We start from the raw sequence: 21675 nt of genomic DNA, 5'->3' as shown, positions 1-21675 counted from the left end.
AAAATTCAAGAAGAGTTGAGTGTTAAGCAACCAAATGTAATAAAATTCTACTACATACAAGGGATAAAAAAATAGCTACATTAAGAAGTGTTATTATTGTATGGCAGAGACATAGGCTTTTCTAGTACTCTTTTCTCCCTTTCTGAAACTGCTATAGCCCCTTGGTAAACTCCTTTTAAGAGTTACCGAAGTATTTCGATACGTTGTTTTAATACTTCGAAGGGATATTGTAAGGGATCAAGCCTCCCTTGGGCAGGGGTAAAGGGCTTACAAAATGGGTAACGAAGCTTTCCAAAAGGCTTTAGAATCTTTGTAATTAGGGTAAACAATTATTAAAATCATTGCTCGAAATACTTCGATCTCCCTTCGAACCACCTCATGCCGGGGCTGCTTCTCTATTTAGCTCTCTTTGGAGATCCCAAAGACAGAAATAGAGGTTATTCTTAAAAACTCATTATCCGATATAAAGAAATGATTTAAACTTTTTCAATTTGTTACAGAAATGCTCTTTCTCATCAAAATCAAAAAAGTTTAAATCACTTTAAAAACAATGTATTATTTTGCTTATGCTATATCAGAGATCAATGATAGTTGCAAATCTCTTTTTTCTTTCTGCTGAGCATCAATAACAGCAACTGCCGCCATATTAATCATTTCTTCTACACTTGCTCCTAATTGCAGGATATGAGCTGGTTTATTCATCCCCATCATAATAGGTCCTATTGATTCTGCATTATTAATTTCACTTAATAATTTATAATTACTATTGGCCGAATCTAAATTAGGAAATACCAATGTATTTACCTTTTGCCCATTAAGCTTAGAAAATGGAAATTTGTCCTTTCTCATTTTTCTGTTTAATGCAAAATTCATTTGCAGTCCACCATCTACTACCAGATTAGGGTAATACCTGTGTAAATAGGCTACTGCATCCTGTACTTTTGAAGCAGTAGGGTGTTTTGATGATCCAAAATTAGAGTATGAAACCATAGCAATCACGGGTTTTACCCCAAACATCTCTACTGTTCTTGCCGTCATCTGCGCTATTTTTGCCAATTCTTTTGAAGAAGGCTCGATATTTATAGAGGTATCACTTATAAACAATGGACCTTTATCAGTCATCATTACATTCATAGTAGCGATACGAGTTGCTCCTTTGGCAAGTCCTATTAAATCCATCATAGGTTTAACCACAGTAGGATAACTTCTAGAATACCCAGAAAGCAATGCATCTGCATCTCCTTCATTAACCATCATGGCAGCAAAATAGTTACGTTCACGCATTAATTTTTCTGCATCATAGAGCGTAATTCCTTTTCGTTTATTGGTCTCCCAATATTGCTTGGCATATCTGTTTTTACGCTCACATTCTTCGTCTGCTTTGGGATCGATGATATCAATACCTGTCGGATCAAAATCAATCTCTTTCATTAATTCGAGTATGATATCTTTACGCCCTAATAAAACCGGAAAAGCAATACGTTCTTCTTTAACCGTCTGAGCCGCTTTTAGCACATCCAGATGGTCTGCTTCTGCAAAAACAACACGTTTAGGATTCGTTTTTGCTCTATCTAATAATAATCGAACTATTTTATTATCATTACCCATTCGTTCAAGCAATTCACTTTCATACTTTTCCCAATCGGTAATAGGTGCTGTTGCCACACCACTCTCAATAGCTGCTTTAGCTACTGCAGGAGGCACTTTGGCAATAAGTCTTGGGTCGAAAGGTTTTGGTATGATATACTCTTTACCAAAGTTTAGACGTGTTTCTCCGTAAGCTATATTTACTTGCTCTGGAACAGGCTCTTTTGCTAGTTCGGCTAATGCTTTTACAGCGGCCATTTTCATTTCTTCATTAATAGCCGTAGCTCTTACATCCAGGGCACCTCTAAAAATAAAAGGGAATCCTAGTACATTATTAACCTGGTTGGGATGATCACTTCTCCCCGTAGCCATGATTACATCTTTACGAGCTTTAATTGCCAGGTCATATTTTATTTCGGGATCAGGATTTGCCATTGCGAAAACAATTGGATTATCTGCCATCGATATAAGCATATCAGGACTTACCAGGTTAGCCATCGACAAACCGATAAATACATCTGCATCTTGCATTGCATCTTCTAAGTTATTAAGATCAAGATCCGTAGCAAATTCTGCTTTTTCCACAGTAAGGCTCTCTCGATCTTTGCGAATCACACCTTTACTATCGGTCATCACAATATTTTCGGCTTTGGCACCAAAAGCTTTATACAATCTTGTACAAGATACTGCTGCTGCACCGGCGCCACTAACTACAATCCTTACCTCTTCAATCTTTTTATTTGCAATTTCTAATGCATTTAATAATGCGGCAGCAGAAATTATGGCTGTACCATGCTGATCGTCATGCATCACCGGGATATCCAGTTCTTCTTTTAGTCGTCTTTCGATCTCAAAGGCTTCAGGAGCTTTAATATCTTCAAGGTTTATTCCTCCAAATGTTGGAGCAATATTTTTAACCGTTTCGATAAAAGCATCTACATCTTTAGTACCTACTTCGATATCAAACACATCGATATCGGCAAATATCTTAAACAATAACCCTTTTCCTTCCATTACAGGTTTTGACGCTTCGGGACCAATATCTCCTAATCCTAATACCGCTGTACCATTCGATATTACAGCAACCAGATTTCCTTTTGCAGTATATTTATAAACGTCTGCCTTTTCCTTTTCGATTTCCAAACAAGGCTCGGCAACACCAGGAGAATACGCTAAAGACAAATCTCGCTGAGTTGCATACTTTTTAGTAGGAACGACTTTAATTTTACCTGGGGTAGGTTTGGCATGATATACTAATGCCTCTCTTCTTTTACTTTCGATACTCATACTAAATAAGATAAATGTGCTAATAAAAATAAAGATCAAAATACCATAACACCGGCTTTAATGGTCATGATATTTTGATACTAATACATATACAAAGGTACAAGTCTGTATGAGATGCAAAAATTAATACTAAGGAATCTTTGCGAAAAATAAAGATTGAAAAAAAATACCCCACATTTAACAATCTTATTAAAGATTTAGCAATTAATTATTGGTTTTATTGAATATTTTATCAGGATCTACAAGTTGATTCAACTTATACGTATATGCTACAGGTAGAAGACTTAACCCTAATTGATAAGAAGCGTTCATCCATCCAAAGCCACCATCGGGAACGTATTTAAAATCGGATCCTACATTACCATATTCTACATCTACTTTAAATGTCCCATAAACTACATCGAATTTTTCTGGAATTACACCATTATAATCTGCTGCATTCCTGGTAATCATCCACAGCCATCTATAGACAAGTTCTTCTGCCAAATCCTGATACCCATAATTAAGCAATCCTTTCCAAACAATCATTTGATGCGGAGCCCATCCAAAAGGATAGTCCCATTGTCGTTTTGGAGCATCTTTTGGAACATCTCGAAGAGAAAATTTAGAGCTTCCGGCAATCCCAAATTTACACTTTAACCGAGGTATCAAATATTCAACAACACTTTTTGCCTGATCTGCGGTACATAATTTTGCCCATAATGGATAAAATCCGGTTGCCGACTCAAAATGAATTTTCTTTTTCTCTAATAGATTATAATCAAAATAACTCCCTGTTTTTTCATCCCACAAATATTGATTTATCAGCGCTACTCGTTGAGATGCAATACCATTCCAATACGCAGAATCTAATTTCCTCTCTTTATATATAAATTCATCATTAAAAAAACCTTTTATGATATATGCCAAATCTTTTTCATACTTATACAATAGTGTGTTAAGATCTACAGTAGTAAGATCAGCACATATACCTTCTAATCTATAGGTTGTATCATGCCCACTTTCTCTTACGCTTCGATCATGCAAAAAATATTGATCTAGCTCTACTCTATCAACCTCTCTGTGCAGGTATAGTTTTCTAAATTCTTCGACAGATTGTGAGTCGTCGTTCTTATATTTTTGTAATATATAATCATAATGTCCTTCTTCAACTTCTGCTGTTATACCTATTCCTTCTGCATAAAACCTATTTAATCCATTCGATGCTAATCTTTTTCCAGATTGCATCCAAACAGTTTCATATTCATAAATAGCTGTTTTTGTACATTCTTTTAGCCACGAAATAGGTGTTTGATCTTTATATTTTTCATAATACTCTACAACCATAGATGTATAGAACGGAGGTTGGGTTCTTGTCAAATAATAACTTCTATTAGCATTTAGAATTTTACCATAATTCTTGATTTGATATGTAAAATTATCAATCATCCCTTTGGCAAGTTCTTTTTTGCCATCTAGTAAAAGTCCTATATTTATAAAATAACTATCCCATCCATACATCTCATTAAATCTTCCTCCTGGCACTAAAAACGGGACAGCTTTTTTCTCATGATCATCGGTGGTTAATGCTAATCCTAAAATCCCAGGCTTATCATTAATGGATCGCACAAATTCTGGTGTTATTTTTTGAGGTAGTGTCTCTAATATAATATGATCTATTCCTTTTGTTACTTCTTGATAAAAAGAATAGGCTTCTTTATCATGAAAAGGGACATATAATCGTCTTTCTTTTATATCCCGTTTATCATCGGACAGGATTTTTTCAATACCATTTCGATCTAATTTTCTAGTTAATCGATCCCAATAGTGCTCTTTTATCATTTTAGAGATTCTTACACCTGGCAGTTGTTTAATCTCTGTTAAGGAAATTTCTATGACCCCTTTTTTGTCTTCTTTTGCCAATTTTAATTCCTGAAGCAGGTTAGACAAGTGATAGGTCCCTTTAATGGTATAAACTTCATTATTAATGGTGTGAATTTCAAATTCTTTTGGACCATGATCATCAATAGTAATCCTCTTGTCTTGATCAGTATCTTCTTGTTGAAGCAAACTATGCAAGACATCTTTTCTATATATTTTAATCAACATTATTTCTTGTTAATTTGTGTAATACCAGTAATGTCAATAGCAATAAGATCATTGGTATTATCGTATAATAAAATGCTTGTTGGGCGCCAACATTTTTAAATAACCAGCCTACTATTGTAGATCCCGTAGTTCCTCCCAAGGCAGAGAAAACTACTATAAGCCCGGTCATAGGGCTATGTAATTTTTTGGGTAAAGCACTTAGTACAGCAGAATTTATTAAAGGATATATTGGAGCAAGACATAATCCGATAAGCGGAAACGCATATCCTATCCATGGTATATCTGTAATGTTTTGAATCTCTTGCACCTCTACATTAAGAGTTTTTGGTAATATAAAAGCTACCATAAGTACAGCTATACTTATACATACTATAAGAATATAAACCCAAGGTATTCGTTTTGATAAAATCCCTGCTCCAATCCTTCCTATAGCTAATGACATCGCAAAAACACTAGACATCATAATACTTACATTAGGAGGAAGCTGCAACACTCTTTTATAAAATGTAGGTAGCCAGGTCATCACTCCTTGTTCTACCATTACAAATAAAAAAGCACTACCAACAAATACAATCACTAACATTTTGGTGCACAAAAGCATCATCTGCTTAACATCATCTAATAGATTTACGCCCGGAATTTCGTTTCCTTCTTCAAATCTGGTGAAGAACAATAATAGAAAAGATACAATAATGAATACCGCCAAAAGCAAATACACACGCAACCATGCATCTGGATCATTATCATAATTAAATGCAGGAAACAGAAAATAAGCCGAAGCAATTCCTATCATAAAAACCCCTTCTATAATGCTCATTAAACTATTGTGATCTCGTTTGGTTTCTGTAATGATCCCAATTAGGGTATATACCGAAACTTTTACCAAAGCAAAAGATACTCCTATTGCAGCAAAAAGAAGTTTTGCCGACCAGAAAGAATTACCATAGTACATTCCTAGACATCCAATAAAAGAAATCAGTAATCCTGATAATATTGCCTTCTTATATCCTATTCTTGGTAAAAAAGAAGCAACTAAAAATGAGACCAATGCTATTGGCAAATCTTTAAACCATTCTAAAGTACTTGCCTCGATCTCATCAACATGGTAATTCTCTAAAGATTTTAAAATTACTATTCCTACACTATTAAGGAGGATAGCAAAAATAAAATAGTTGATAAACAAGGATATTTTTATAGATACATTCTTCATTAAAATGGTCGTGACTGGTTATTAATTTTAAACTGCCCGAGTAATACGAGCAGTTTATGGCTCCAAACAATTAAAAATCTATTGCTACAGATAGTCTATAGGCCCGACCCAAAATTGGTCTCGCCAGAAAGACATCATCATTAGCATTAGTTGTTCCTCTTGGGTTACCTTCTGTTAACCCTATTTCATTAAATAAATTAGATGCATCAAATCCAAATCGTAAGTTTTTTACTTTGTAATATGCTCCAGCATTAAAAACATTAAAAGCAGGGAGTTCTGTGATATTAGCTTCATCTTGATATTTTTTACCAAAATGTGACCATTGTGTATATAGTCCAAGATCTTTAATAATTTCTACTTGTGGTCTTAGTGTGAAGTACACATTTGGGATTCTCCTTGCATTATTTCCTTCATAGTTAAAAGTTGTACCATCTGCATTGGTTCCCGAGAAATTATCATACTCTGGTTTTTGAACTGTTATATTGGCCTCTACTGCAAAAGCTTTATATTTAGCATTAGCTTCTAACTCAACTCCTATATTGTTTACATCGGCAAATTTATTTTCTGAAGTCCCATCTGCCAAAATATCTGTAAAGGCAATATTATCCATATTCATATAGAAAAAGTTTGCATAAACACCTATGTTGGAAGAAGAATATTTAAATCCTAATTCTGATTGATCTACTTCGGTAACCTTAATATTACTTAGGTCAGAAGCATTATCGTAGTAAGACTCTTCTATGGGTGATCTAAATCCGTGGCTATGTCTTGCATAGATCGCCATATTATCACTAAACTTATAATTTAATGCAGTAGTATACGATAACTCGTCTACATCATAATTCCAATATGTATATGGATTACCATCTACAACGGTAAGTGCATCATCGGCAGTATTATCGGGCAATAAACCTAAATCTGTTGAAAAAAATCGTGCATTATCGCGATATCCAGAATATTTATCATCGTCATAACGAAGGCCAAAATTAGCAGTTAAATTATCTGTAAAATTAACTTCTGCATCTAGATAAAGAGCATTTAATCTTCCTTTGGTTTGTGCATCTCTTTCTAGCCAGGTAATTCTTTCTATTCCGTTATAAGTTCTAGAAACTCCCGTACTAGTATCTACCAGATTTACCAATCTGGGATTATCAGACACATCCACCAGGTAATTACTCCAGTTCCAATATTGGTTTGATTTCCAATTAGAATAATAATACCCCAGAGTGACATTTATTTTTTCAAAATTAAATGAAAATGCCAGATTATTTGCAAAGTTAGACATGTCTTTATCAATTGCCCAATGATCTGCACGCATTACCAATGTATTTGGATCCAAAGCTGCACCAGTATCTACATAGGTGTACTCGGCATTTGCTGCATCGGTTAGCGGAAACTGCGTTGTTCCTGTAGCAAAATCGGCTTGTGTATTTGGCCCTCCTGTACTAAAGATCGCATTATAATTTAAATCAATACTTGTGTTCCTGAAAGTGTTCTTTACTGATACCACATCAGAGATACGATATTTAAACTCTCCTCCGATGGCATCTACATTGGGATTTACACCATCTTCTAAATCTCTTTCAAAAAAACCTCCTCCTATTTGGGGCACTCGAAGTCTGCTAAAATTTCTAGAGGCTAATGTTCCGTAATTCGCATCGAATCCTTCGAATTCTTCTGGGTTTCCATCACTATCTCCTCGTAATGGAATAGGAAGTAGGAAGAGGTTTCTGTCATCTAGTTTTTTATAGTTGATTCTGGCATAGCCTCCATCAAATTTATAGGTAAGATTAAATTTCATCTGCCCTCCTTTGTTAGCTTCAAATCCTGGATCTCGAATTCCCTGATCCACTCTATAAAACCCTCCTATATTAAAAAGTAATTTATCCTCGACAATTGCTCCTCCAATGTTGAGATCTGTTCTAAAAAGCCCATAATCTCCTACAGTCATTTTAGCCCTTCCTATCAACTCATTTTGACCGGTTTTAGAGATGAAATTAATAATTCCTCCTGGTGCGTTTGTAGCAAAAACAGAAGCAGATCCTCCTCGTATAGCTTCCATTCTTTTAACGGTTTCATCTAATCTATACCAGTTATCAGCATTTGCAAATTGTAAGGCTCCATCTTCAAAAACAGGAAGTCCATCTTCTTGAATCTGAACAAATTCATATGCTCCGGCAGATGGAATTCCTCTGGCAAAAAGGTTATTTCCTACTTCTCCTCCAGAAGTTTCAACTACAAATCCTGGGACTGATTGTAGTAGATCGGCAGTACTCTGCGGAGCTTTTTGCTCTAGTTCTTTAACTCCCATTGTGGTTATTGCTACACTGGATTCTAACTTTGTTCGTGGATTAGATGATCCGGTAACTACGATCTCATCTAATGAAAGCAGGTCTTCTTCTAAGACAATATCTTTTACAATGTTATCTGTCATAACAATCTCCTCTCTTACAGTCTTAAATCCAACAGAAGAAATTATTAGAACATAAGTAGCATTGGTTTCTAGATTACTAATTATATATTCTCCATCAAAATCTGATGTTGCTCCTCTGTTGGTTCCTTCGAGTAGTATATTAACTCCAATTACCGGAACGCCTTTATTGTCTTTAATCGTTCCTGACACATTTTTTCCTCCCTGAGCAATGGAATCCCCTATTCCGAAAACTAAGAAGAGAATAATACATAGTCTTGTTCTCATAATTTTTAAGTATTTAGTTCTCTGCAATTTCATAAAACCTTAATGATAATTTATTTTTTCTTTAAGATTCACAGGGTTCGAAATCGTTTTCGATGGGATCGAAAACGATTTCGAAAGAACTATTCATTTAGGGTAAAAAGCCTGTATAAAAATACTTTTCTTATTCTTTTTGTCCCTTTTCACTAATAAGAGAGGCTTTTAATTTTTTATATTTTATTAATCTAATTGTATTTTAGCTTAAATTGTATATTTAATAAATTATAACACTTAGTCTATGAAAGTTACTACTCTAAAAGATATTGCTAATGAATTAGGAATATCTGTAGCAACTGTATCTAAGGCTTTAAAGGATTATCCAGATGTAAATAAAGATACAAAAGAAAAGGTTCTTCAGATCGCCAGAAAACTGAATTATTCACCTAATCAATTAGCTGTAAATTTAAGAACCAAGCAAACAAAAACGATTGGTGTTATTATCCCGACTACGGTTCATCATTTTTTTTCTAAAGTAATAGACGGCATCATAGAAGAAGCAGAAAAAAAAGGGTATCTGGTTATTATTCTACAATCAAGTGAAAAATTATTTCTTGAAAAACTGCAAGTAAATTTATTACTTGATAAACGGGTAGATGGTATATTAATGTCTTTATCTAATAAGACTAACGAATTTGTTCATCTAAAAAAAGTATTGAGCAGAAATATCCCTTTGGTTCTTTTTGACAAGATAGAACCTTCTATATCGTGCTCTAAAGTGCGTATCGATGATAAAAAAGCTGCATACGAGGCTGTTTCTTATCTTATTTCCAAAGGATATAAAAAGATTTCACATTTCAGAGGTGATCTTAATCCAAAAATTTCTAACGATCGTTTTGAAGGATACAGAGAAGCCTTAGAAGATCATGGGATCACATATGATCCTTCGTTGGTATATTTGTGTAATAACAATACAGATTTTGAAGACGGATATACTAATGCCAAAAAATTAATTCGGGAAAATCCCGAGGTTGATTCTATTTTCGCAATAACAGATCTTGTGGCAATTGGTGCTATAAAATATTTTAATGAAAATAACATCAAAATCCCAGATGATGTAGCTGTTTTTGGGTTTAGTAACTGGTTTATGTCCTCTGTTGTCTCTCCTGCATTAACCACTGTGCATCAGCCTGCACATCAAATGGGAGTTGTTGCCACCGAGATTTTACTAAATGAAATAGAATTAAATAAAGAGAATACACCTTGTATTCACAAAGAAGTAATTCTACCTACTAAACTTATTCTTAGAGAATCATGCTAAGCGTACTTTAACTACCATATAAGAAATCAATATTTCTTTGCAACCCTGAGAATTTAGTTCTTTTTACAGCAGATTTCTGAAACACCTTTGAAAACACTTCTTGTGTAATCTCTTCCCAGTCTTTTTTTGACATCTCTAGTAATTCTGGTTTTGGATTAAAAAGTGGTTCATTGTGAGGTTTAGAAAAGCGATTCCATGGGCATACATCCTGGCACACATCACAACCAAACATCCAATTATCAAATTGATTTTTATAACTGTTAGGAATCTCTTCTTTAAGTTCTATCGTAAAATACGATATGCATTTACTTCCATCTACCACATAAGGTTCTACAATTGCTTGCGTAGGACAGGCATCAATACATGCTGTACATGTACCACAATGGTCTGTTACGGGAGTGTCGTATTCTAAATCAAGATCTATGATAAGCTCTGCAATAAAATAAAAAGAACCTACCTGTTGTGTTAACAGGTTGCTGTTTTTACCAATCCAACCCAATCCACTTTTTGCGGCCCACGCTTTATCCAATACAGGTGCAGAATCTACAAAGGCTCGCCCGTGAACTTCACCAATTTCTTCTTGAATGAACTGTAATAGCTGCTTCAGCTTATCTTTAATCACAAAATGATAATCGGTACCGTAAGCATATTTAGACAATTTGGGTGCCTCAGGATCTTTTTGTTGTTCTGAAGGGAAATAATTGAGCAATAAGGATATTACACTTTTTGAATCATCAACCAATTTTGTCGGATCCAGTCGTTTATCAAAATGATTTTCCATATACCGCATCTCACCGTGCATATTCTGGTTGAGCCACTTTTCTAAACGTGGAGCCTCTTGTTCTAGAAATTCTGCTTTAGAAATACCACAAGAAAGAAACCCCAGGCGTTTTGCCTCGGATTTAATGCGTTGAGTGTATTTGGCTTTAGGATTCAATTACACTTCTTCTTTATGATCATTTTCTTCTTCTATGTGTTTATTCATGATCTGGATTCCTTTCTGTATCACCAGAGATGTAGGTAAAGTTAAGTTTTCGCCTTTATCGGTAACCATAAAAAGATAAAAACCTGTAATATCCTGTACTTCTCCAGTCCAGTCAAAATCTTTATCCAAAACCCGTATTCTATCTCCTATCCTTACGGGATGACTAAAAAATAAAATAATACTCGCAGTAAGGTTAGATAAGATCGACCATTGCGCAAAAAAGGCAATCCCTATTACTGCAAGTACCGAAGACATAAAAACACTAAATTGCTTGAACTCTACTCCCCAAATAATTACCAGAGCTGTCCCAGCGATAAGATAATGAAGCAGGTAAGACAGGTTACGTATTAGTTTTCTTCTGTCGGCATTTATAGATTTTAATTTCGCAAACTTTTTGATTACTCTTTTCGTTACCAGCAACACAAAAAATAATAGTATCAATACTATAATAGTCAGTAAAATTTCATCTCTATAAGCGATCATCATTTGGTTTATTAGCGTATAGCATTTTTATATATACAAAAATACACAAATATAAAATGTAGAGGAAAAGTGTTAGAACCACTTTGATTTGTATAGAGGGTTCTTCGTCTTGCAAAATTTATCGTATGGTAAATTTCACAATACTATTTTGAGGTTTTAAAGTGATTAAGGGTTTTATATCGACTTTATGAAGGTCGGTATTTATTTTATACTTTCCTACTAGATCACTTATGGCCAGAATCATTTCATACATCGCAAAATTATTACCTATACACATTCTGGGTCCTGATCCAAAAGGGAAATACCAATCAGAATATTCTTTTTTATCTATATCAGGATGAAATCGATCAGGATTAAATATCGAAGGATCTTTCCAGAAACTTTTATGTCTGTGGATTTCAAAAAATGAAACCAGAATAGTTGTTCCTTTTTTTAGTTTTAAATCTTGATAAGTATCATCTTCAATAGCCACGCGATCAGAAAAATAAGCGGGTGGATATAAGCGCATCGCTTCTTCAATACATTGTTTTGTAAATTGAAATTTTGCAATCTGTTCCATTGGCGGTAAATCATTCGGGAGTTCAGAAACTTCTTGATACACTTGCTCCTGAATCTCGGGATGAAGAGCCAACAATACTGTTGTAAAAGTTAATGCGTTAGAAGTCGTTTCGTGGCCTGCTACAAAAAGAATTAGGATTTCATCTATTAGTTGCTCATTATCCATCACACTGCCATCATCATATTTTGATGTTAGCAGCATATCTAACAGATCATTATACTCTTTATTCGAGTTTCTTCTTTCTTCTATAATCGTATTAAGAATATCTCTTGCTTCCTGGGTTAACTTAAGTGTATTTTTGATTTTACCGCTAAAGTAAAACCACCATCGTTTATAAGGTTGTCTTATTTCCTGTACCAATGATTTCTGAGCAGCTTCGGTTATATATTGCAACCGTGAAATAGTATCTCCCCGGGTATCTGTATAGCCAAATAATGACTTGGCTACTACCTTAAAAGCCAAATCACTCATTACAGGAAAAATATCAATCGCTGCATTAGAAGGAATTTTAATAAATTCTTCTTCTATTACTTCTTTGATCGTATTTATCAAAGACTCCAGCTTCTTCTTATGAAAAGCAGGTTGAATTAAACGTCTTTGTTTTAGCCATTTTTCTCCTGTAGAAGTTAATAATCCTTCTCCTACATACTTTGCCAGATCTTTTGTTTGTAATTCGGATTTACTATATCGTCTATGTTGTTTTTGCAGCATATGCTTAGCAAAACCAGCATCACGAGTAAAAATAACGGTTTTACCAAATCCTAATTGAACTTTAAAAGCGTCTCCATGTTTTTCAAAATTTTCATGATGAAAAGGAAGTGGGTTCTTAAGAATACGACTTGCATTATTAAGAACTCTAAAAAAAGAGACTGTAGGGAGATTGGTATTCATTTTACTGTAGTCTTGTATTAAATTAGGAAATAGTATTCATCAAAACAATCCTCCCTGAATTCCTCCTTTTACTCTCCCTAAGTGTTTATAAGCTGCTTCTGTTACTTCTCTACCGCGTGGTGTACGCATAATAAACCCTTGCTGGATCAGGAAAGGCTCGTACACCTCTTCGATCGTTTCTGCACTTTCACTAACAGCTGTGGCAAGGGTTGTGATCCCAACGGGGCCGCCTTTAAACTTATCGATTAGTGTAGTTAGAATTTTATTATCCATTTCGTCTAAGCCATGAGCGTCTACATTAAGTGCTTTTAAGGCAAATTTAGAAATTTCGATATCTATCTTACCATTTCCTTTAATTTGCGCAAAATCTCGTACTCTACGCAATAAAGCATTAGCTATTCTGGGTGTTCCTCTACTCCTGCCTGCTATTTCGATAGCGGCTTCCATAGAAATAGGCACATTAAGTATATGGGCACTACGCTGCACTATGGTAGATAATAGTTCTGTCGTATAATATTGTAATCTTGACTGAATCCCAAAACGAGCTCTCATAGGTGCCGTTAATAATCCCGAGCGTGTTGTTGCTCCCACCAAGGTAAATGGATTCAAATTAATTTGGACAGTACGTGCATTAGGGCCGCTTTCGATCATAATATCGATCTTATAATCTTCCATAGCAGAATACAAATATTCTTCTACAATAGGGCTTAATCTATGAATCTCATCGATAAACAATACATCTCTATCATCCAGATTTGTTAATAGTCCCGCCAGATCACCTGGTTTATCCAAGACAGGTCCCGAAGTAACTTTAATTCCAACTCCTAGTTCATTAGAAAGAATATGGGCCAATGTAGTTTTGCCTAAACCAGGAGGGCCATGAAAAAGCGTATGATCAAGGGCTTCATTTCTTAAATTTGCTGCCTGAACAAAAATCTCTAAATTTTCAAGAACCTGATCCTGACCAGCAAAATCTTCAAAAGCAAGAGGTCGTAATGCTCTTTCTATATCCAGGTCTTCGTTAGAAAAATTTTCGTTTGTTGGATCCAGGTTTTCGTTCATTTATAAAAGTCTCTTTATCATCAATCCGATTAGTTTAATATCGGTATCAAGTTTACTACTACTATTTAATCTGGGTTTAATCAATACAACACCAGAGGTCATCAACAAATATACTAAAAAGAGCTCCTGATTAACTTCGAATACTAGTTAATTAATAGGAAAATAGATGAGAAAAGAAAAAGCCTTTTCATAAAATGAAAAGGCTTTTTATATTTTTAAACATGCATATTATTAATGATGCATCTCTTCTTCTCCTTCTTGTAATGGAATAATCTGAGAGACAAAATCTTGTCCTGCAATTACATATTCTCCATTTTCATTCGTCTTACTATAGTCATAAGGCCATCTGTATACATGAGGAATTTCTCCTGGCCAGTTACCATGCAGATGCTCTACAGGTGTAGTCCATTCTAATGTATTAGATTTCCATGGGTTCTCAACTGCTTTCTTTCCGTAGAAAATAGAGCTAATAAAATTATACAAGAATACTAATTGTCCTGCTGCTGCAATAAAAGCAAAGACTGTAATTAACACATTAGTATCTGTTAAATCATCAAAATAAGGGAAATTAGAATTTGTATAATAACGTCTTGGTAATCCAGCCATTCCTACAAAGTGCATTGGAAAAAATACACCATACGCTCCAATAGCTGTCACCCAAAAATGCACATATCCTAAGTTTTTATTCATCATCTTACCATACATCTTAGGGAACCAATGATATACTCCTGCAAATAATCCATATAATGCAGAAATACCCATCACCAGGTGAAAGTGTGCTACTACAAAATACGTATCATGAACATTGATATCTAATGTACTATCTCCTAGAATAATTCCTGTAAGACCTCCTGTAATAAATGTAGATACTAATCCTATTGAGAATAACATTGCGGGATTAAATTGCAGGTTACCTTTCCATAGGGTAGTAATATAATTAAATGCTTTTACTGCTGAAGGAATAGCAATCAATAAGGTTGTAAATGTAAATACAGAACCTAAGAAAGGATTCATCCCAGATACAAACATATGGTGACCCCAAACAATTGTTGATAGGAATGCAATTGCCAAAATAGAAGCAACCATCGCACGATATCCAAATATAGGTTTACGTGCATTTGTAGCTATAATCTCTGAGGTAATACCCAAAGCAGGTAATAATACAATATATACTTCTGGATGTCCTAAGAACCAAAATAAATGTTCAAAAAGAACTGGCGAACCACCTTGATTATGCAATACTTCTCCTTGTATATAAATATCACTTAAATAGAAAGAAGTACCAAAACTTCTATCCATAATTAACAATAATGCTGCTGATAATAATACCGGGAACGAAACAATACCAATAATAGCGGTTACAAAGAATGCCCATATAGTTAAAGGTAAACGAGTCATTGACATTCCTTTGGTTCGTAGGTTAATTACTGTTACTACATAATTCAAAGAACCAAGTAATGATGAAGCAATAAATATAGCCATAGAAACCAACCATAGTGTCATCCCTGTTCCTGAACCTCCTATAGCCTGTGGCAATGCACTTAATGGAGGATAAATCGTCCACCCTGCTGATGCAGGTCCTGCTTCTGCAAATAAAGACAATACCATGATTATACTACTTAAAAAGAATAACCAGTATGATATCATATTTAAGAATCCAGAGGCCATGTCTCGAGCTCCAATCTGTAATGGAATAAGAAGGTTACTAAAGGTACCACTTAACCCTGCAGTTAATACAAAAAATACCATTATAGTACCGTGTATTGTCACCAAAGCTAAGTATATCCCCGGATCCATAACTCCATCCTCACCAAATTTACCTAATAAAATTTCATAGATAGTAAACTGGTGGTCTGGCCATGCCAATTGCATTCTAAACAATAAAGACATTGCAATACCAATAATACCCATAATCAAACCAGTAATTAAGTACTGCTTAGAGATCATCTTATGATCCTGACTAAAAATATATTTGGTAATAAATGTTTCTTTATGATGTCCGTGATCGTCGTGATCGTGATCGTGGTTATCTCCTTGAGTTACTGACATAACGCTATTTCTTTTTAATATAATATATTAATTTTCTTCTTTCTTAGTTGCTTGCTTGAGCTGATAATTGCTCTCCAAAGGTAGGTTGTGTTTTTAACCATGCCTTATAATCTTCTTCAGATTCTACTATAATTTTCATTTGCATATTATAATGTGATACTCCACATATTTTATTACACAATAAGTAGTATTCGAATGTATATTCTTCTAAAGCTTCATCTCCTGCAGCTACTAATTTTTTACTTTTTTCTCTTCTAATCTTATTGATTGTAGCGACTTTTTCTACCATAAATTCGCTATTTCTCATTTCTTCAGAAGTAACAGTTGGTGTATAAGCAAACTCCGTAATCATACCAGGTACGACATTCATCTGCGCTCTAAAAAATGGCATATATGCAGAATGTAATACATCCTGAGAACGCATTTTAAAAATCACTTTTCTATTTACAGGTAAATGTAATTCATTAGTTATCTTATCATCCTTTCCGTAAGTATCAGAAACATCAAGACCCAAGGTATTTATTCCTTCTATAAAACGAACATTAGCTTTACCCAATTCATTATCCTCACCAGAATATCGGGCACGCCAGTCGAATTGATAAGCATACAACTCAACAATTAAAGGATCTCCATCTTCTTCATCGATATTCATGATATCGGTCCATGTAAACAATCCATAAATAATCAATCCTGCTAATACAATAACTGGTATAATAGTCCAGATAAATTCTAATTTATCATTATCTGCAAAGAACAATGCTTTATTTTCTTTTTTACCTCGATATTTATAAGAAAAGAAATGTAATAATCCTTGTGTAAGGATCTGTACAATCATAATCAATACCATCGAGATCAACATTAATCTATCATAATCAACACCATGCTCTGAAGCTGATTCTGGAAGGAAATATGAGTTATATTGCGTAAAGCAATATATCATAAGTACATAAAGAAATATCACAAATGCAAGCATAAGTTTACCTTGCAAATTATTGTCTTTGTCGTTTGCTACTTGAGAGTTATCTATTTTAGCTTGAGACAATTTCAATATTTTTGACATTTGCCACAACGTGATTCCAAAAAGTGCTATAACTACTATGGTTAAGAATACAGTCATTTTTATCTATCTTCTTTTTTTACAATTCAAATTTTAATAATGGAAATGTTTACTTTCCTCTATATAAGGGTTTCCTTTAGGTAATAATGGGGCTTTTGTTAATGCTCTAAACACTACGAATAAAAATAGTCCTAAGAACAATGACACAGCACTTATTTCACTAATACCTATAAACCATGATTCGCCAACTGTCGCAGGCATTACCATGTTATAAACATCGATATAGTGACCACAAAGAATAACAATACCTGCCATTACAACAAACCAGTTTACTCGTTTAAAATCACTATTCATTAATACCAATATTGGGAAAATAAAATTCATTACTAACATTCCAAAAAATGGAAGTTTATAATCCTCAATACGAGTAATAAAATAAGTTACCTCTTCTGGTATATTAGAATACCATATTAACATAAACTGAGAGAACCAAAGATATGTCCAGAAGATACTGATACCAAACATAAACTTAGCCAAATCATGAATATGACTATTATTTACAAATTCTAAATATCCTTTAGATTTCAAGTAAATACTTATTAAAGCGATTGTTGTAATACCAGAAACAAATAAACTTGCAAATACATACCATCCAAATAAGGTACTGAACCAGTGTGGATCAAAACTCATAATCCAATCCCAAGATGCCATAGATTCTGTATAGATAAAAAATACTAAGAATCCTGCAGATATCTTAAAGCTCTTTTTATACCACTTATTCCCTTCTGTATCTTCATCCTGTTTTCTCGAATATTTAACAGCAAAATGACGATATAGTAACCATCCTCCTAAAAATATAGCTGCTCTGATAATGAATCCCCAGCTATTTAACCAGCCAGATTTTCCTTGAATTAATGCATCATGAGCTACAACTTCTGGGTCTGCCCATACAAACAAATGATTAATATGGAATCCAGATAATGCTAAAATTACAAAAAGGATGATTCCTCCTGGCACCAAATATGCTGTTATTGCTTCCATTACTCTAAAAAGCACTGGAGACCATCCTGCTTGTGATGCAAATTGTATTGCATAAAATGCTAATACTCCAAGTGCTATCATAAAAAAGAAGAATGCTGCTACATATAATGAAGCCCAAGGCTTATTTTGTAATTGGTGTAATACATGTTCATAGTGTGCATCTCCTCCATGAGCATCTTCTTCTCCGTGTCCTTGATTACCATGACCACTCTCTGCTACTTGTGATTCACCATGACCACCTCCATGAGCGTCGTGCGCTGCCATCATTTCTTTTACCTCTTCTATAGATCCAGGTCTTTGTCCAAATCCAACAATAAGACCTACAAGACCTACAACCATAAGGATGATAGAAAATAATCTTAATCTATTTGATAGCGTATACATATCTTTATAATATCGTTATTCTTAACTTTTTTACTAGTGCACTAGTGTGCGTTACTATGATCTTCTGTTGATTCATGATGCTCTTCTTTTACTTTTGTTTCTACAACAGTAGGAGTAACATCTGTATCTATTCGAGGGGTCTTCCCTTCGAGGTCTGCTTTTAATTTTTGTACATATTGAACAATCTGCCAACGTTCATGTTCATTAGTTTGAGATGCATACGACCCCATAGAGTTGATTCCATAATACATTACATGATAAATACTTCCCTCTGTAATCGCTCTACCAATATCATCATAACTTGGAACCCCTAAAATCTTTTCTCTTTGTACCAAAGGTCCTTTTCCATCTCCTTTTGCACCATGGCAAATTGCACAATAGATATCATATAACTCTTTTCCCGCATCTTCATTTTCTTTTGTATATCGGATTGGGTTTTTTAAAGTATCCTTAGCAAGTAAGTAACCTTGTTGTGAATTCTCAAAATCATATGGCATCCATCCTCTTGGTATTGAACCTTCAGCTGGTAACATGGCTTCCTGTCCACCAGGAAAAATACCATAGTCACCATAAGTTTCATAACTTAACGGTTCATACATATTAGGCATAAATTGATAATTAGGTTTTGAATCTTTTTGACAAGAAACAACGCAAATCATCACTACTGCCGCTGTTAATATTTTAATAGTATTCTTCATTATTACTAATGGTTATCTTCTTCCTTATCTATTACTTTAATTTCTACTGCTCCGGTATCGCCCAAAAAGTTAGCAAGTTGATCAACATCATGATTTCCTGCATCAACTTCCATTAAGAAATGGTCATCTGTAGTTCTTACATCAGGATTTTCGGCCTTTTTAAATGGCCATAACTTACTTCTCATATAAAAAGTGATCACCATTAAATGGGCTGCAAAGAACACGGTAAGTTCAAACATAATCGGAACAAAGGATGGCATGTTTTCGATATAGCTAAAACTAGGTTTACCTCCTATGTCTTGAGGCCAATCTTCGATCATGATATAATTCATCATCAAAATTGCCACCGTAAGCCCGACACAGCCATACATAAAGGATGTAATTGCTAATCGTGTATGAGGTAACCCCATTGCTTTATCTAGTCCATGAACTGGAAAAGGTGTATATACCTCTTCGATATGATAATGCTCTGCACGAACTTTCTTGACTGCATCCATTAGAATGTCGTCGTCTATATATAATGCATGTATAACTTTTGATGCCATACTTCTAGTTATTTTTAAGTTTTTCTGCCTGACCGGCCCAATCATCGCGTTGTGCTCTACCAGGGAATGATCCAGTGATATTGTCTAATAAGTCGTACTCAGTTTCAGTCATTTTACTTACCTGATCAAAAGTAAATATTCCGATCTCATTAAGTTTCTTTTCCATTACTGGTCCGATACCATTAACTTTTTTAAGATCATCAGCAGTTTGTGTTGACGGATCAAATGTCCCCAGGTTACCCAATAGACTATTGATATCTTCTTCACTTGCTTCTACTTTGGTTTCAGTATTTTTCTTTGCGGCTTTTTCTTTTACCACTTCTGCTTTACCTTTAGGTAACTCATCTCTGTGATCTTTTCCGGCTTCTCTTAGCTTCTTATATTTTTCTCCAGAAGATTTCAAAATTGATTTTACTTCCGCCTGTGCTATTACAGGGAAGGTACGAGAGTATAATAAGAATAAGACAAAGAAGAATCCAATTGTTCCTATAAATATTCCTATATCTACAAAGGTAGGAGAAAACATTGTCCATGATGATGGCAGATAATCTCTGTGAAGTGATGTTACAATAATCACAAAACGTTCAAACCACATTCCTATGTTTACTACAATAGAGATAAAGAAAGAGAACATTATACTTCTTCTTAGTTTTGGGAACCACATAAACTGAGGTGAGAATACGTTACATGTCATCATCGCCCAATATGCCCACCAATACGGTCCTGTTGCTCTGTTAAGGAATGCATATTGTTCGTATTCAACTCCAGAATACCAAGCAACAAACAGCTCTGTTATATAGGCAACACCAACAATAGAACCAGTAATCATGATGACAATATTCATCAATTCTATATGTAAAATGGTGATGTAGTTTTCTAAGTTTGATACTTTTCTCATGATAATAAGAAGCGTATTTACCATAGCAAATCCAGAGAATACCGCTCCAGCCACAAAATATGGTGGAAATATCGTGGTATGCCATCCCGGGATCACCGAAGTAGCAAAATCAAATGATACTATAGTATGTACAGAAAGTACTAATGGTGTAGCTAGACCTGCGAGTACCAAAGATACTTCTTCAAAACGTTGCCAGTCTTTTGCTCTACCACTCCACCCAAAAGATAGAAGGCTGTATATTTTTTTTGTAAATGGTGTTATAGCACGGTCTCTAATCATTGCAAAATCTGGTAGTAATCCAGTCCACCAGAATACCAGTGATACAGAAAGATATGTAGAGATCGCAAATACATCCCAAAGTAATGGAGAGTTAAAGTTTACCCATAGTGATCCAAACTGGTTTGGTATTGGCAATACCCAATATGCTAACCAAGGACGTCCCATGTGAATGATTGGGAATAATCCTGCCTGGATAACGGCAAAAATTGTCATCGCTTCTGCAGAACGGTTAATTGCCATTCTCCATTTCTGACGGAATAACAATAGTACTGCAGAAATTAAGGTTCCGGCGTGACCTATACCTACCCACCAAACAAAGTTGGTAATATCCCAGGCCCATCCTACTGTTTTGTTTAATCCCCAGGTTCCTATTCCTGTAGATATTGTGTAAATAATACACCCTATCCCCCAAAGGAAAGCAATAAGTGAAATAGAAAAAACAATCCACCAAGATTTATTTGCTTTTCCTTCTACCGCTGCCACAACATCCAAAGTTACATCATGGTATGTTTTATCACCGGTTACTAAAGGTTTTCTTATAGGTGCTTCGTAATGAGACATAATCCTTTATAATTGAATT

The 21675-nt window shown here is 34.6% G+C and carries 15 protein-coding genes; 1 reads left to right on the top strand and 14 read right to left on the bottom strand.

Going from position 1 to position 21675, the window contains the following annotated elements; all coding sequences use genetic code 11:
* Window positions 1–564: 564 nt before the first annotated feature.
* The 4 genes from ATO12_RS07215 to ATO12_RS07200 form a co-directional block, all read right to left on the bottom strand.
* Window positions 565–2874 carry an NADP-dependent malic enzyme gene (locus ATO12_RS07215; RefSeq protein ID WP_034240761.1) on the bottom strand — a complete coding sequence of 770 codons (2310 nt, stop codon included), beginning with the start codon at window positions 2872–2874 and terminating at the stop codon, window positions 565–567.
* A 204-nt stretch (window positions 2875–3078) separates the two neighbouring features.
* Window positions 3079–4962: a trehalase family glycosidase gene (locus ATO12_RS07210; RefSeq protein WP_034240760.1), complete on the bottom strand. Its 1884-nt coding sequence runs from the start codon at window positions 4960–4962 to the stop codon at window positions 3079–3081.
* Window positions 4952–6172, bottom strand: coding sequence for an MFS transporter (locus ATO12_RS07205; protein WP_034240759.1), 1221 nt, complete (start codon window positions 6170–6172; stop codon window positions 4952–4954). The genes ATO12_RS07210 and ATO12_RS07205 overlap by 11 nt, the downstream gene beginning before the upstream one ends.
* Window positions 6173–6242: 70 nt before the next feature.
* A complete protein-coding gene (locus tag ATO12_RS07200) occupies window positions 6243–8870 on the bottom strand; it encodes a TonB-dependent receptor (protein WP_240486104.1) in 2628 nt (875 codons plus the stop codon).
* Window positions 8871–9144: 274 nt separating this feature from the next.
* On the opposite strand from ATO12_RS07200, the gene ATO12_RS07195 reads away from it, so the two are divergent.
* Window positions 9145–10164 (top strand): LacI family DNA-binding transcriptional regulator, encoded by a 1020-nt coding sequence (locus ATO12_RS07195; protein WP_034240754.1) that lies wholly within the window; start codon window positions 9145–9147, stop codon window positions 10162–10164.
* A gap of 7 nt (window positions 10165–10171) precedes the next feature.
* Here the strand turns inward: ATO12_RS07195 and queG are convergent, their stop codons facing one another.
* From queG to nrfD, 10 genes are all read right to left on the bottom strand, one after another.
* Window positions 10172–11101 carry a tRNA epoxyqueuosine(34) reductase QueG gene (gene queG, locus ATO12_RS07190; RefSeq protein WP_034240751.1) on the bottom strand — a complete coding sequence of 310 codons (930 nt, stop codon included), beginning with the start codon at window positions 11099–11101 and terminating at the stop codon, window positions 10172–10174.
* A complete protein-coding gene (locus ATO12_RS07185) occupies window positions 11102–11632 on the bottom strand; it encodes a mechanosensitive ion channel domain-containing protein (RefSeq protein WP_034241325.1) in 531 nt (176 codons plus the stop codon).
* Window positions 11633–11750: 118 nt separating this feature from the next.
* Window positions 11751–13082, bottom strand: coding sequence for a cytochrome P450 (locus ATO12_RS07180; protein ID WP_034240748.1), 1332 nt, complete (start codon window positions 13080–13082; stop codon window positions 11751–11753).
* A 39-nt stretch (window positions 13083–13121) separates the two neighbouring features.
* Window positions 13122–14144 carry a Holliday junction branch migration DNA helicase RuvB gene (gene ruvB, locus ATO12_RS07175; RefSeq protein ID WP_034240746.1) on the bottom strand — a complete coding sequence of 341 codons (1023 nt, stop codon included), beginning with the start codon at window positions 14142–14144 and terminating at the stop codon, window positions 13122–13124.
* Between the two features lie 231 nt (window positions 14145–14375).
* Entirely contained in the window at window positions 14376–16193 is a 1818-nt protein-coding gene (locus ATO12_RS07170; RefSeq protein WP_034240743.1) for a cytochrome c oxidase subunit I, read from the bottom strand.
* A gap of 43 nt (window positions 16194–16236) precedes the next feature.
* Complete coding sequence (locus tag ATO12_RS07165) at window positions 16237–17310, bottom strand: cytochrome c oxidase subunit II (RefSeq protein ID WP_034240740.1); 1074 nt, start codon at window positions 17308–17310, stop codon at window positions 16237–16239.
* A 33-nt stretch (window positions 17311–17343) separates the two neighbouring features.
* A complete protein-coding gene (locus ATO12_RS07160) occupies window positions 17344–18675 on the bottom strand; it encodes a hypothetical protein (RefSeq protein ID WP_034240737.1) in 1332 nt (443 codons plus the stop codon).
* Between the two features lie 41 nt (window positions 18676–18716).
* Complete coding sequence (locus tag ATO12_RS07155; protein ID WP_034240734.1) at window positions 18717–19373, bottom strand: c-type cytochrome; 657 nt, start codon at window positions 19371–19373, stop codon at window positions 18717–18719.
* A 5-nt stretch (window positions 19374–19378) separates the two neighbouring features.
* The gene (locus ATO12_RS07150) at window positions 19379–19918 is read right to left on the bottom strand and encodes a DUF3341 domain-containing protein (protein ID WP_034240730.1); all 540 of its coding nucleotides are present in this window, start codon (window positions 19916–19918) and stop codon (window positions 19379–19381) included.
* Window positions 19919–19922: 4 nt separating this feature from the next.
* Window positions 19923–21659, bottom strand: a complete 1737-nt coding sequence (gene nrfD, locus ATO12_RS07145) for an NrfD/PsrC family molybdoenzyme membrane anchor subunit (protein WP_081801995.1) — start codon at window positions 21657–21659, stop codon at window positions 19923–19925.
* Window positions 21660–21675: the final 16 nt, after the last annotated feature.

The sequence above is a fragment of the Aquimarina atlantica genome (assembly GCF_000626715.1).
GTDB lineage: Bacteria > Bacteroidota > Bacteroidia > Flavobacteriales > Flavobacteriaceae > Aquimarina > Aquimarina atlantica.
The sequence above is the reverse complement of the archived record's forward strand: the minus strand, read 5'-3'. Positions and strand labels throughout refer to the sequence as shown.

Bases quoted from the DNA above. Each gene is read 5' to 3' on its own strand.
- ATO12_RS07160 (WP_034240737.1), bottom strand. From the start codon at position 18,675: ATGTATACGCTATCAAATAGATTAAGATTATTTTCTATCATCCTTATG.
- ATO12_RS07205 (WP_034240759.1), bottom strand. From the start codon at position 6,172: ATGAAGAATGTATCTATAAAAATATCCTTGTTTATCAACTATTTTATT.
- ATO12_RS07215 (WP_034240761.1), bottom strand. From the start codon at position 2,874: ATGAGTATCGAAAGTAAAAGAAGAGAGGCATTAGTATATCATGCCAAA.
- ATO12_RS07150 (WP_034240730.1), bottom strand. From the start codon at position 19,918: ATGGCATCAAAAGTTATACATGCATTATATATAGACGACGACATTCTA.
- ATO12_RS07195 (WP_034240754.1), top strand. From the start codon at position 9,145: ATGAAAGTTACTACTCTAAAAGATATTGCTAATGAATTAGGAATATCT.
- ATO12_RS07200 (WP_240486104.1), bottom strand. From the start codon at position 8,870: ATGAGAACAAGACTATGTATTATTCTCTTCTTAGTTTTCGGAATAGGG.
- ATO12_RS07210 (WP_034240760.1), bottom strand. From the start codon at position 4,962: ATGTTGATTAAAATATATAGAAAAGATGTCTTGCATAGTTTGCTTCAA.
- ATO12_RS07185 (WP_034241325.1), bottom strand. From the start codon at position 11,632: ATGATCGCTTATAGAGATGAAATTTTACTGACTATTATAGTATTGATA.
- ATO12_RS07155 (WP_034240734.1), bottom strand. From the start codon at position 19,373: ATGAAGAATACTATTAAAATATTAACAGCGGCAGTAGTGATGATTTGC.
- ATO12_RS07170 (WP_034240743.1), bottom strand. From the start codon at position 16,193: ATGTCAGTAACTCAAGGAGATAACCACGATCACGATCACGACGATCAC.
- ATO12_RS07165 (WP_034240740.1), bottom strand. From the start codon at position 17,310: ATGACTGTATTCTTAACCATAGTAGTTATAGCACTTTTTGGAATCACG.
- ATO12_RS07180 (WP_034240748.1), bottom strand. From the start codon at position 13,082: ATGAATACCAATCTCCCTACAGTCTCTTTTTTTAGAGTTCTTAATAAT.
- ruvB (WP_034240746.1), bottom strand. From the start codon at position 14,144: ATGAACGAAAACCTGGATCCAACAAACGAAAATTTTTCTAACGAAGAC.